The following is an 11,898-nucleotide window of genomic DNA, read 5'->3' as shown; positions in this document are numbered from 1 at the left end:
CAGAATGGGGGGCATGGACGGGGACCCGGAGCTCGAGGAGTTCGCCGGCAGGATGTTCGACCTGGCCAGGGCGGGCGATACGGAGACGCTGCGCGCCTATGTGGACGCGGGTGTTCCGGCAAATCTCACCAATAGCAAAGGTGACACTTTGCTGATGCTTGCGGCTTATCACGGTCACGCCGCCACCGTCCAGATGCTCGCCGAGCAGGGTGCTGATCCGGGGAGGGCGAACGACCGGGGCCAGACACCTCTGGCGGGTGCCGTGTTCAAGAAGGAGTCTGCCGTGGTCAGAGCGTTGCTCGACGCGGGTGCGGATCCGGCGGCCGGAAACCCTTCCGCGGTGGACACGGCTCGAATGTTCGCGAACGACCAGTTCCTTGAATGGTTCCGGCAAATAGCGCCATAGTATGAAATATGGCGAAATGTCCGGGAAGTTATCGAGTGTGGCCTTTCGAACAGTCCATCGCCATGCTGTAAGTGTGGTTACATCTGCGCACTCCTTCAGTAGGCGGCCGCTTCGCATCCCTCCCTTGCCATGCCCGTTCCCGAACGAGATCAACGTGCACGCCACGGAGATCGACTCGGAAAGCCACGCATGGCTGGCCGCCTCGCACATGCTCGCCGGAGCCGACACGATCGAGCACTTCCGGCGCTCAAAGATCGGCCTGCTCGCCGCACGTACCAACCCCACCGTGCCGCGGGACAGTCTCAGGCTGATCAACGATTGGTACAACTGGCTCTTCGCGTTCGACGACGCGTTCTGCGAGGGCGAGCTGATGGGACACCGGGCCGCCGCACTGGCCCGCGCCCTTCCGCCGCTCCTTGAGATCCTCGACGGCCGCAAGGAACCGGACTCCGCCGATCCCTTCGGGCTCGCCCTGAGCGAGCTGCTGCACCGCATTTCGGACACAGCCACGCCTGCTCAAGTGGACCGGTGGCGCATCACGGTAAAGGAGTATCTCTTCGCCCAGATCTGGGAGGCCGCCAACCGCGAGGTCGACCTGATCCCCACGCCCGAGGACTACGTGCTCATGCGCCGCATCACCGGGGCCACCTACACCTGCCTCGCGCTCATCGACGTGGGTGGCGGCTACCGGCTGGAAGCGGAGGAATGGCATCATCCGGACGTGCGCGTGCTCTCCGACCTCGCCTGCGATCTCATCGGCTGGGACAACGACCTGCTCTCGTACGCCAAAGAACGCGGCAACGACAAGGCCCGGCACAACCTCGTCACGGTGCTGGCCACGCACAAGACGCTCACGCTGCAAGAGGCGCTGCAAGAAGTGGCGAAGATGCACAACGACGCCATCGCGGCCTTCCTCGACAGGCGCGCGGCGCTCGACCACTGGGCCTCGCGCCCGGTGCGCAACTACGTGCGCGGCCTCGAACACTGGGTGCGGGGGCACATCGAGTTCTCGCTCGGCAGTGCCCGATACGTCCACGCCTGGCCGACCGACACTCGCTGGCCGCAGGCCGTCTAGCCGAGATCTCCTGGGGCGTCCAGCTCGCCGAGCGCGAGCGCGGACGCCTCATCGAGATCGAGCCGCGTGCCCTCGTTGAAGGCGTCCCGGTAGACGTCCTCGCCCATCGCCTTCTGGCACTCCTTGACGCACTGCTCGTGGTCGCTGGTCATGAACGGCGCGCCGAGCATCGGCAGGCCGGCCGTCTTCCAGTTCTGGTGGAGCGCGCCGAGCAGCCGTGCCGCGAGCGGCGCCTGATCCATGGCGGCGAAGATCCGGGCCGTGGTCTCCAGCACCAGCAGCGTGCCGAGCGTGTCGTGGAAGTGGCGCTTGATCCGCAGCCCCTCACGCGCGCTCTGCAACGCGTCCCCGGCCCGGCCGGTCGCCAGCCTGGGCAGGCACAGCGCCCACTGCGCGTAGGAGCTCAGCCACAGCTCGCCGCGTTCCCTGCACACCTGCAGGCAGTCCTGCAGCAGGGACTCGGCCTCGTAGAGCTCACCTTGCGCCGACAGCACCAGCGACAGCTCGACGATGGCCGGCAGCAGGCCCGGGTTGAGCTCCTTGTTGTCGGTGTTGAACTCGATCGCCACACCCAGCAGCGCGCTGGCCTTCTGCAGGTCGCCCTGTAGCAGGGCCGCCGTCCCCTGCATCTTGGAGGCCAGGATGACCGCCCTGGAGTCGCCGACCCTGACCGCCTCGGTGCTGCACTGCTCGGCAGCCGCCAGGGCGCCGGCGCTGTCGCCCTGGGCGCTGCGGACGTACGACAGGACCCAGAGAGCCTTGCACCGCTCCTTGCTCACGCCCGGATTGGCCTGCAGAGCACGTTCCAGATAGAGCCGGCCTTCGCGTACGAACCCGCAGCAGATCCACATGAACCACAGCGACGACAGCAGGGTCAGCGCCAGCACGGACTCGCCGGGCGTGCGCAGCGCGTGTTCGAGCGCCACCCGGACGTTGTCGTGCTCCTGGCGCATGCGGATGAACCAGTAGATCTGCCTCGGCCCCGACCAGGCGTCCTCGCTGCGCTGCGCCAGGCTCAGGTAGTACTCCAGGTGCTTGCGGCGCATCTGCTCGGTCTGCCCGAGCTTGTCGAGCCACTCCTCCCCGTACTCCGCCAGCGTGTCGATGAGTTTGTAGCGGACTCCGGCGTGGTTGCTCCTGATCAGCAGGATCGACTTCTCCACCAGCCCGGTGACCAGGTCGGTGATGTCCTCGGACGGTAGCCGCTCGTCCGAGCAGACGAACCTGGCCGCGTCGAGCTCGAAGTCGCCCGCGAACACCGAAAGCCGCGCCCAGAGCAGCCGCTCCGCCGGCTCGCACAACTCGTGACTCCATCCGATGGCCGCACGCAGGGTCTGATGGCGCGGCAGCGCCGTACGGCTGGCGCCGGCGAGCAGGCTGAACCGGTCGGTCAGCAACCCGAGGATCTGGTCGACGGACAGCGCCCGCAGGCGTACGGCGGCCAGCTCGATCGCCAGCGGAATGCCGTCGAGACGGCGGCACAGCTCGGCCACCGCCCCGATGTTCTGCTCGTCGAGCACGAAGTCGGGCATCACCGCGCCGGCCCGCAGGCCGAACAGCTGCACGGACTCGTTGGTGAACAGGCTCTCGGTCGGATCGTCGCCCGGCACCTGCAGCGGCGGGACGGGTATCACGTGCTCGTACGGCAGGTGCAGCGACTGGCGGCTGGTGGCCAGCACCTTCAGATTGGGGGCGCGCTCCAGCAGCTCCTCGACCAGCTCGGCGCAGCCCTGCACGAGATGCTCGCAGGTGTCGATGATGAGCAGCATGTCGCGGTCGCCGACCCACTCCGACAGCGACTCCGACTCGGTCCGCGACGACTGGTCGGCGATGCCCAGCGCCGACGCGATGGTGTGCTTGACCATCCCGGCGTCCTGCAACCGGGCCAGGTCGGCGAACCAGACGCCATCCTCGTACTGGGAGCGGATCTGGTGCGCCAGCCGGAGCACCGTGCGGGACTTCCCCACACCGCCGATGCCGGTGACCGTCACCAGCCGGGAGTCGGCGAGATGTCGCTTGAGGTTGGCGAGCAGGCGAGTCCGACCCACGAAGCTGGTCAGCTCCGACGGCAGATTGCCTTCTCGCCGCCAGCCGGTCGGGGTGGCCATGGGCGACCTCACGGGGGATAGACGACACCTGCCTTCGCATCGTACCCTCGCGGCCCTTGGCGGTCCGGGGTTCGCCGTGCGGGCCGGGAATGGGTTTGTCCCTCTGAGTAGCATGTATGCCGTGAGTGAATTTCTCCCGGAGCAGACGGGCGACGACACGGACCTCGGCTGGGGCGATTGGCGCGACTCCCAGGACACCGACCCGGACGCCTTCTACCTGGACGACAAGCCACCCCATTGGGGCTGATCGTCCGCGCTCTTCCACGCTCTTCTAGGCGCTTCTAGGCGCGGAGGCCGTCGAGCAGCAGGCTGAGCAGCTGGTCGGCCTGCTCGCACTTCCCGGGTTCGCCCTCGGTGGCCAGAGCGATGGCGTTCACGAACTTCAGCAACTGCCGCACGGTCACATCCGCCCGGATGTCACCGGCGCTCTGCGCACGCTCCAGCAGCGCCGTGGCCGTGGCGAACACGGCCCCCCGGCACCACGACACATCGGTCTCCGTGACGCCCATCGCCGTCATGAGCGACGCGGCCACCCCGCGGTCGGTGCTCCCTTGGGCGACGACCGCCCTGAGCCACTCCACCAGTCCCTCACCCGGTGACGGGGCGGTCAGCAACCCCTCTCCCAGGTGGCACAACGCCGCGATGTGGTCGCGATAGACCGCTTCGAGCAGCGCTTGACGGGTCGGGAAGTGCCGGTAGAGCGTCGCGTTGCCGACGCCGGCACGCTGGGCGATGTCGTCGAGCGGCGCGTTCGCTCCCAGCTCGGTGAAGGCCGCCCTGGCCGCCGCGATGAGCCGCTCGTAGTTGCGTAGCGCGTCCGCCCGCAGCGGCCGGGTGGTCGGTCGTGTCACTTCTCTCCTGCTGTTGCGAAAGTGGGGACTGTCCCCGTATCGTACCTCGAAGCTAACCGGGGAAACTCCCCGTTTAGCCGTGCGGAGGTCGAAGGTGTTGGGAAAGTCCAGCGGAGTCGTGGGCGGGTACGGTCAGCACTTCGTGATGGAGCGGCGAGACGGTGTGCTCCTCCTACGGATGCACACGGGCGGCGGCCCGGCCGTCATGTCGCTGGCCCTGCACAACGCGTGGGGCCAGGTGTTCCAGGAGGTGGGGAACGATCCGGACACAGAACTGCTGATCATCACCGGCACCGGCGACTCCTGGATGGCCGGGCTGGAGCCGGGACTGCGCGAGCGGCGGCCATACCGCGAATGGACGTCCGAAGCCCGCTACGCGACCTACTACGACGGCCTCAAGCTGCTGGAGAACCTGGTTTTCTCGGTGGACGTGCCGACCATCGGCGCCATCAACGGGTCCGGGTTCCACCACGAGCTCGCGCTGGTCTGCGACCTCACCCTGTGCACGCCCGCCACGGTCTTCGACGACACGCACTTCCCCGCGGGCGCGGTGCCCGGCGACGGCCAGCATCTGGTCTTCCAGGAACTCATGGGCCTGAAACGCGCCGCGTTCTCGCTCTACACCGGCGCGGGCATCGACGCCCGGCAGGCGGCGGAGCTGGGCCTGGTCAACGAGGTCGTAGACGCCGACCGTCTGCTCCCACGCGCCTGGGAGCTCGCCGAGACGATCATGGCCGCGCCCCGCACGACGCGCCGCCTCACCCACGCCGTACTCCAGCGGCCCTGGAGGCGGCGCCTGGTCGACGACCTGGCCTTCGGCCGTACACACCAGCTGTTCGACGCGTGATCCAGCCATTCGGAGGAGAAAGCATGAACGAGAACATCATCCTGGTCACGGGCGCCACCGGCACCCAGGGCGGCGCGGCGGCGCGCGAGCTGCTGGCCGCCGGGTGGCGGGTCCGGGCCCTCGTGCGCGACCCGGCCGCCGCCGGCGCCCGCGCCCTGGCAGACGCCGGGGCCGAGCCGGTCCGTGGCGACATGGGCGACCGCGCCTCCCTCGACGTGGCCGCCCACGGCGTGCACGGCGTCTTCAGCGTCCAGCCGACCCTGGGCTATCCCGGGACTCCGCCGGACTTCACCATCGGCGACGAGATCCGCATGGGCAGGAACGTCGCCGACGCGGCCGCCGCGGCCGGGGTCCGGCACTTCGTCTACACGTCGGTCGGCAGCGCCGATCGCGACCACGGCATCCGCCGCTGGAAGAGCAAGCTCGAACTGGAACACTACGCCAGGGGGCTCGGTCTGCCGACCACCTTCCTGCGGCCGGTTCGCTTCATGGAGAACCAGGTCGACCCGCGGCTCGGCGTCCGGAACGGCGTCCTGATCGATGTCATCCACCCGGATGTCCCGGTCCAGCTCATCGCCGCCACCGACATCGGCGCCTTCGCCGCGCTGGCGTTCACACATCCGGACGAGTACATAGATGCGGCGCTCGAACTGGCCGGGGACCAGCTCACGATGACCGAGATCGTCACCGCCATGGAGCAGGCCATCGGGCAGCCCATCGCCTACCAGGCGATCCCCCGTGAGGCGCTCCTGGACAAGGACCCGGACGCGCTCGCGGGCTACGAGTTCGCCAACCACGGGGGCGGCTGGCACGCCGACATCCCCGCCCTGCGCAAGGCACACCCCGGATTGATGGACTTCGCCACCTGGCTGACCCGCGAGGGCACTGCCAAGTTCACCGCAGGGCAACTGCCCGCCACCGCAGGCTGACGACTCCGGCGGCGGTGGCGATACTGTGCCCCTGCGGGGGCGGGACTTTAGCTGACCACGTCCAAGCCGATCGCGTCCTTGCAGGGGTGGCGGGACTCCCACTGACCAGGCCCTTGCAGGGGTGGCGGAACTCCTAGCTGACCACGTCCTTGCGGCGGAAGCGGCGGAAGGCCACGGCGATCAGGATGGCCGCGTAGGTCACTGACACCGAGGCGCCCTTGGCCATGCCGCTCCAGTCGAGCTCCGGTGCCAGGGCATCGAGCCAGGCCGTGTTCCAGAAGGTCGGCAGGAACTCCCGCAGCGACCCCAGCGCCTCGACCGCCTGCAGGATGGTGCTGACGATCCACAGACCCACGGCCCCGCCGACCGCGCCGAGCGGCGAGTCGGTCATCGTCGAGATGAGGAACGCCAGCGCCGCCACCACCAGCTGGCTGACCAGGGCGTAGCCGATCACGATGCCGAAACGCGGCAGCACGTCGAGCGCCGCGATCGTCTCGCCTGTGCCGGGCACCTGGATGTCGTGCCAGCCGAACGCCAGCGTGCCGGCGAGCAGCGCCATCAGCGGCAGGCAGATCACCGCCGCCGCCGAGTAGCCGAGCGCCACGATGATCTTCTGCCGCAGCAGCCGATCACGCGGCACCGGCGCCGCCAGCAGGTAGCGCAGCGACGACCAGCTCGCCTCACTGGCCACGGTGTCACCGCAGAACAGGGCGACGGCCACGACCAACAGGAAGCTGGCCGACACCGACAGGGCGAACGCCGCGAAGTTGAGGCCGCTGGCCGTCGCCAGGTCGGAGATGCGCAGCGCCGACTGCTGCTGCCCGCTGGACTGCGGGCCGAACTGGAAGGCGATCACCAGAATCCACGGCAGCGCGAGCAGCAGCCCGAACATGACGAGCGTGCGCCGCCGCTTGAACTGCCTGACGATCTCGACCCTCAACGGCAGCGTGCGCCGAGGCGCGTAGCCGGTCGCGGCGGTCATGAACCCTCCTCGACGACGATCACGACTTCTCCTCGGTGGCGGATTACGATGCACCTTCCGGTCATGGGACCGGTCGCGATGCACTCTGCGGTCAAGGGCGCGGTCGCGACGTACTTCCCGACCGGGAGGGCGGTCACGACTGCTGCCCGATGAGGTCGAGGAACACGTCTTCGAGTCGGGGTCCGTGTCCGTTGGTGGAGACGGCGGCGCTGAGCAGCACCGAGACCGGACCCGCCGAGACCAGGCGGCCCCGGTGCATGACCACGGCGTGGCTGCACGTCTGCTCGACCTCGGCCAGCAGGTGACTGGAGACGATCACCGTACGGCCGTCGCGGGCGTAGCGCTTGAGCACCTCGCGCATCTCCCTGATCTGGGGTGGGTCGAGGCCGTTGGTGGGCTCGTCGAGCACGAGCAGGTCCGGGAGCCCGAGCATGGCCTGGGCGATCGCCAGCCGCTGCCGCATGCCCTGCGAGTAGGTGCGTACGGCCCGATCCAGCGCCTTGCCCAGATCCGCGATCTCCAGCGCGTCGTCGAACCGGGCGTCGGCGGCGGGGCGGCCGGTGGCGGCCCAGTAGAGCTCGATGTTGTCGCGGCCGGACAGGTGCGGCAGGAATCCGGGTCCCTCGACGAACGACCCGAGTCTGGACAGTACGGGTGCGCCGGGCGTCACCCGGTCGCCGAAGATGCGGACCTCGCCGGCGTCGGGCTGGATGAGGCCCATCATCATGCGCATCGTGGTCGTCTTGCCCGCGCCGTTGGGACCCAGCAGGCCCAGCACCTGGCCGCGCTCGACCCGGAACGACAGGTCGTCCACGGCCAGCTCGCCGTTGCGGTAGGCCTTGGTGAGCCCGCTGATCTCCAACGGCACCGCCTCGCCTGGGGGCGGGTCAGCGGTGAACGGGTCGCCGTCCGTCACGAGGGTGCCGGCGTGGTTGCCGTCCTTCTGGACGTCGGCGGCCTGGCCGTTGTCCGACACCAAGGTGCCGGCGTGGCTGTCGTCCATCTCGACGGAGATGGAGCGGCTGTCGTCCTGGACGGTGGCCTTTCGGGTGAAGGTGGTGCGGCGGCGTGATGGGGTGCGGCCGGTGGCCAGGATGAGGGCGGCCAGGGCGATGGCGGCGAGCGGCATCGCCCACACCCACCATGCCACCCCGGTCGTGGGTGCGGCGAGCGCGGCCACCGTCGGTACGGCGAGGGTGGGCGCGGCCAGGCCGATCCGGTAGGAGGCGGGTTCGCCGGGTGTCGCGTAGCCCATGTCGGTCGTGGTCACCGCCAGCCGCAGCCGGTGCCCGACCGCGAAGCGGAAGTCGACGGCGGGCAGCGTGACCGTGGTCTCCACGCTCTCGGCGCCGTCCGGAATCGTCACGCGCAGCGGCGAGACCAGCCCGGCGGGCAGGTTGGGCGGCTGGGCGTTGTCGGCCACGTCGTAGAGCTTGGCGAACAGCGTCACCTGCCCCTTGCCGTAGACCTTCAGCTTGACCGAGGGGCTGCCGGTGAGCTGGAGCGGCGCGGTGAGCGGCGCCGACTCGAAGGTGGCCACCTGGCCGGGCATGTCGAGCCCGACGCTGAGGTTGGTGGTGCCGCCGCCGCCGAGCAGGCCGCCGACGCCGGGCACCGTGGAGATGGAGGCGGGGGAGCCGCCGGGCGGGTTGGCGACGTTTTGCTCGGGGCCGGTGAGTGTGATCGCGGTGGTGGCGGTGCCGCCGAGGCCGGGATAGGAGGCGGATTCGGGGTGGAGCCTGATGCGCTGGCGGGTGCCCGGGTCGCGGCCGCCGTCACGGGTGACGGTGAACTTCTGCGGGACCGGTGAGCCGTCACCCTTGAGGTAGTGGCCGAACCAGCCGGCCGTCTGGTCGTAGAGCCAGTCGACCTCGCCGTTGCCGCCGTCGTGGCCGCCGTCGAACCAGGCCAGGCTCACCGGCGTGCCCGCGGCGGCGATCGCCTTGGCGTTGGCGTCGGCCTGGCCGAGCGGGAACAGCGAGTCGCGCTGCCCCTGGATGAGCAGCGTCGGCGCCTTGATGCGGCCGGCCACCGCGACCGGGCTGGACTTGCGCAGCAGCTCGATCGCCTCGGGCGTGGCCCGGCCGGTCTTGGCGACCTGCTGGTACATCTCGCAGACCGCGGGCAGGAACCGGCCGCACCTGGCCTGCTCGGCCGTCAGCGGCACGGTCTGCTGGGTGAGCGCGCCGAGCCCCTGAGCGGCGCCGCCGCCCTGGACCGGGGCGCCGCGGCCGAAGAAGTAGCCCGCCCACATGCGCTTGAACACGCCGTTGGCCGGGCCCTGGCCGCCGCCGTCGGGGAACAGCGCGTCGGCCAGGTCGGCCCAGGTGATCTGCGGCACGATCGCGTCCACGCGGGTGTCGTAGGCGGCCGTCATCAGCGTGATGGCCCCGCCGTAGGAGCCGCCCGCGATGCCCACGCGCGGGTCGCCGGCCGCGTCGAGCCGGACCTCGGGCCGCTTGGCCAGCCAGTCGATGAGCTGCTTGACGTCCTTGACCTCGTAGTCGGCGGAGTTGAGCGCGATCTCGCCGGTCGAGCGGCCGAAACCGCGCGCCGACCAGGTCAGCACCGCGTAGCCGTCCTGCGCCAGCCGCACCGCCTGCTGGCGCACGCTCTGCTTGCTGCCGCCGAACCCGTGCGCGAGCAGCACGGCAGGCGCCTTCCCGCCACCGGCGGGCGGGAAGAACGTCGCGTCGAGCTCGACCCGCTGGTCATCGGCCGGCCCGTCCACGACGGAGATGCGCTGGTCGAGACCCCGCGCTTCGGGCGCGGACGGCCACACCAGCCACGTCACCACCCCGGCGAGGGCGAGCACCGCGACCAGCGCGGCCACACGTTTCATGCTGGTGAGCCTACTTTCCGCACCTGAGAAACCCCTGAGACGTACGGGTCAGCCCAAGATCGCGTAAACGGTGGACGCCCGCGCGGCCGGCTCGGCGGCTCCGTCGGCCGTCAGTGTGACCTCCGAGAAGGCCAGCGTGCGGCCGAGCTTGGAGATGCGCACGTCGATGAGCAGATCCTGGCCCGTGACCGGCCGCTGGAACGTCGTCGATTGCTGCACCGTGGTCATCGGCACGAACCCGCCCCGCGCCGAGGAGATCGCGATGACCGTGGCGGTGTCGGCGGCGGCCATCATGGCCTGGCCGCATAGCCCGCCGCCCTCCCTGGCCAGCGCGTCGGACCAGGGCAGGCACACCACCGCGTGGCGCTCGCCCAGCTCCCGCACGCGCAGCCCGAGCTGCTGGATCCAGGGCGCGAAGTAGTCGCGCAGAATGGCCTCACCGTCTTCTGGAGTCACCGGCCCATCATGCACGCTGGGAACCATGAGCGAGGAGACGCGGCGAGAGCCTGTGGACAACTTTCCGCCACGGACACCGCCTGTGGAAAACCCGTCGCAGGCCGGCGAGCCGCTGCCGGTGGGTGATGTCTTCTTGCCGTCCACGTACGCGCAGGCCGTACCGTACGAGCTGTACGACCGGCTGCGACGGGAGGCCCCCGTCTGCCGGATTCCGGAACCGGCGGTGGGGCCCTGGCGCGAGGGGCCCGGCTACTGGGGCGTGTTCCGGCACGCCGACGTCAAGCACGTGCTGCGCGCGGCCGGCGACTTCTCCTCCCACCTGGGCGCCACGCAGATCCGCGACCCCGACACCCCCGCCGACCTGGCCTTCGTACAGGCGATGATGCTGAACACGGACCCGCCGGACCACTCCCGGCTGCGCAGGATCGTGGCGGCCGCGTTCACGCCGCGCGCCGTGCGGGCGCTGGAGCGGACGATCGCCGAGCGGGCCGCGTCGCTGTTCGCCGCGGGCACGTGCGACTTCGTGGAGGTCGCCGCCGAGCTGCCCGTCTGGACGCTCGCGCACGTCATGGGCGTGCCGGACGAGGACAGGCGGCTGCTGTACGACTGGGCGTCGCGGGTGATCGGCTACCAGGACGCCGACTACGCGGGCCTGTCCACGGCCGACGCCGCGTCGCTCAGCCCGATCGGCCGCCTCGCCACCGCCGTCAGGCCACGGCTCGAACCGGGCATGAACCCCCGCTCCAGGGCGGCTTTGGCGGACATGTTCGCGTACGCGCACGCCCTGGCGGAGACCACGCACGGCGAGTCGGTCATGTCGGCGATGATGGACGGCGGCCTGACCGAGGCGGAGTTCGAGAACATGTTCTTCCTGTTCGCCGTCGCCGGGAACGAGACGCTGCGCAACGGCATCCCCGGCGGCCTGCTCACCCTCCTCCAGCACCCCGCCGAGCTGACCCGCCTGCGCGCCGACCCGTCCCTGCTCGGTTCGGCGGTGGAGGAGATGCTGCGGTTCTGGCCGCCCGTCATGGACTTCCGCCGTACGGCCACCCGCGACCTCACGCTCGGCGGCCGGCTCGTCCGGGCGGGCGAGAAGGTGGTCGTTTACCACGCCTCCGCCAACCGCGACCCGTCCGTCTTCCCCGACCCCGACCGGTTCGACGTCGCCCGCACCCCGAACGACCACGTCAGCTTCGGCTTCGGCCCGCACTTCTGCCTGGGCGCCCACCTGGCGCGCGTCCAGTTCCGCGCGGTGTTCACCGAGCTGCTCTCCTGGGACGTCGAGCTCGCGGGCGCGCCCGTCCGGCTCACCTCCAACTTCCAGAACGGGCTCAAACACCTTCCCGTACGGCTGACCCGCCACCGGGGAAAATCGGTTGACTCCGGCCCCTAGGCTCGGCCG

At 70.1% G+C, this 11,898-nt stretch carries 11 protein-coding genes; 6 read left to right on the top strand and 5 right to left on the bottom strand.

Annotated features, from left to right (window positions below; genetic code table 11):
• Positions 1-4 precede the first annotated feature (4 nt).
• On the top strand, positions 5-406 hold the full coding sequence (locus ACGFNP_RS24505; protein ID WP_393322349.1) for an ankyrin repeat domain-containing protein: 402 nt from the start codon (positions 5-7) through the stop codon (positions 404-406).
• A gap of 154 nt (positions 407-560) precedes the next feature.
• Positions 561-1,481, top strand: a complete 921-nt coding sequence (locus ACGFNP_RS24500) for a hypothetical protein (RefSeq protein WP_358315082.1) — start codon at positions 561-563, stop codon at positions 1,479-1,481.
• Here ACGFNP_RS24500 and ACGFNP_RS24495 read toward each other — a convergent pair.
• Complete coding sequence (locus ACGFNP_RS24495) at positions 1,478-3,589, bottom strand: ATP-binding protein (RefSeq protein ID WP_393322346.1); 2,112 nt, start codon at positions 3,587-3,589, stop codon at positions 1,478-1,480. The two genes, ACGFNP_RS24500 and ACGFNP_RS24495, sit on opposite strands and share 4 nt — an antisense overlap.
• A 121-nt stretch (positions 3,590-3,710) precedes the next feature.
• Here ACGFNP_RS24495 and ACGFNP_RS24490 point away from each other — a divergent pair, with 121 nt between their 5' ends.
• Positions 3,711-3,836: a hypothetical protein gene (locus ACGFNP_RS24490; RefSeq protein WP_281428821.1), complete on the top strand. Its 126-nt coding sequence runs from the start codon at positions 3,711-3,713 to the stop codon at positions 3,834-3,836.
• Positions 3,837-3,870: 34 nt separating this feature from the next.
• Here the strand turns inward: ACGFNP_RS24490 and ACGFNP_RS24485 are convergent, their stop codons facing one another.
• Entirely contained in the window at positions 3,871-4,440 is a 570-nt protein-coding gene (locus ACGFNP_RS24485) for a helix-turn-helix domain-containing protein (protein WP_358315076.1), read from the bottom strand.
• Between the two features lie 94 nt (positions 4,441-4,534).
• Between ACGFNP_RS24485 and ACGFNP_RS24480 the strand changes: the two genes are divergently transcribed.
• Together ACGFNP_RS24480 and ACGFNP_RS24475 are read left to right on the top strand one after the other, a co-directional pair.
• Positions 4,535-5,287, top strand: a complete 753-nt coding sequence (locus ACGFNP_RS24480) for an enoyl-CoA hydratase/isomerase family protein (RefSeq protein WP_358315073.1) — start codon at positions 4,535-4,537, stop codon at positions 5,285-5,287.
• 23 nt (positions 5,288-5,310) lie between these two features.
• A complete protein-coding gene (locus ACGFNP_RS24475; RefSeq protein ID WP_393322341.1) occupies positions 5,311-6,216 on the top strand; it encodes an NmrA/HSCARG family protein in 906 nt (301 codons plus the stop codon).
• 133 nt (positions 6,217-6,349) lie between these two features.
• Here the strand turns inward: ACGFNP_RS24475 and ACGFNP_RS24470 are convergent, their stop codons facing one another.
• The 3 genes from ACGFNP_RS24470 to ACGFNP_RS24460 form a co-directional block, all read right to left on the bottom strand.
• On the bottom strand, positions 6,350-7,198 hold the full coding sequence (locus ACGFNP_RS24470; RefSeq protein WP_219531113.1) for an ABC transporter permease: 849 nt from the start codon (positions 7,196-7,198) through the stop codon (positions 6,350-6,352).
• Positions 7,199-7,331: 133 nt separating this feature from the next.
• Positions 7,332-10,040 carry a CocE/NonD family hydrolase gene (locus ACGFNP_RS24465; protein WP_393322336.1) on the bottom strand — a complete coding sequence of 903 codons (2,709 nt, stop codon included), beginning with the start codon at positions 10,038-10,040 and terminating at the stop codon, positions 7,332-7,334.
• Between the two features lie 48 nt (positions 10,041-10,088).
• A complete protein-coding gene (locus ACGFNP_RS24460; protein WP_393322333.1) occupies positions 10,089-10,496 on the bottom strand; it encodes a PaaI family thioesterase in 408 nt (135 codons plus the stop codon).
• A gap of 25 nt (positions 10,497-10,521) precedes the next feature.
• Here ACGFNP_RS24460 and ACGFNP_RS24455 point away from each other — a divergent pair, with 25 nt between their 5' ends.
• The gene (locus tag ACGFNP_RS24455; RefSeq protein WP_393322330.1) at positions 10,522-11,889 is read left to right on the top strand and encodes a cytochrome P450; all 1,368 of its coding nucleotides are present in this window, start codon (positions 10,522-10,524) and stop codon (positions 11,887-11,889) included.
• Positions 11,890-11,898 lie beyond the last annotated feature (9 nt).

Origin of the sequence: Nonomuraea sp. NPDC049269, from assembly GCF_043197155.1 — a bacterium.
GTDB lineage: Bacteria > Actinomycetota > Actinomycetes > Streptosporangiales > Streptosporangiaceae > Nonomuraea.
This window is presented reverse-complemented; position numbering and strand designations above follow the sequence as displayed.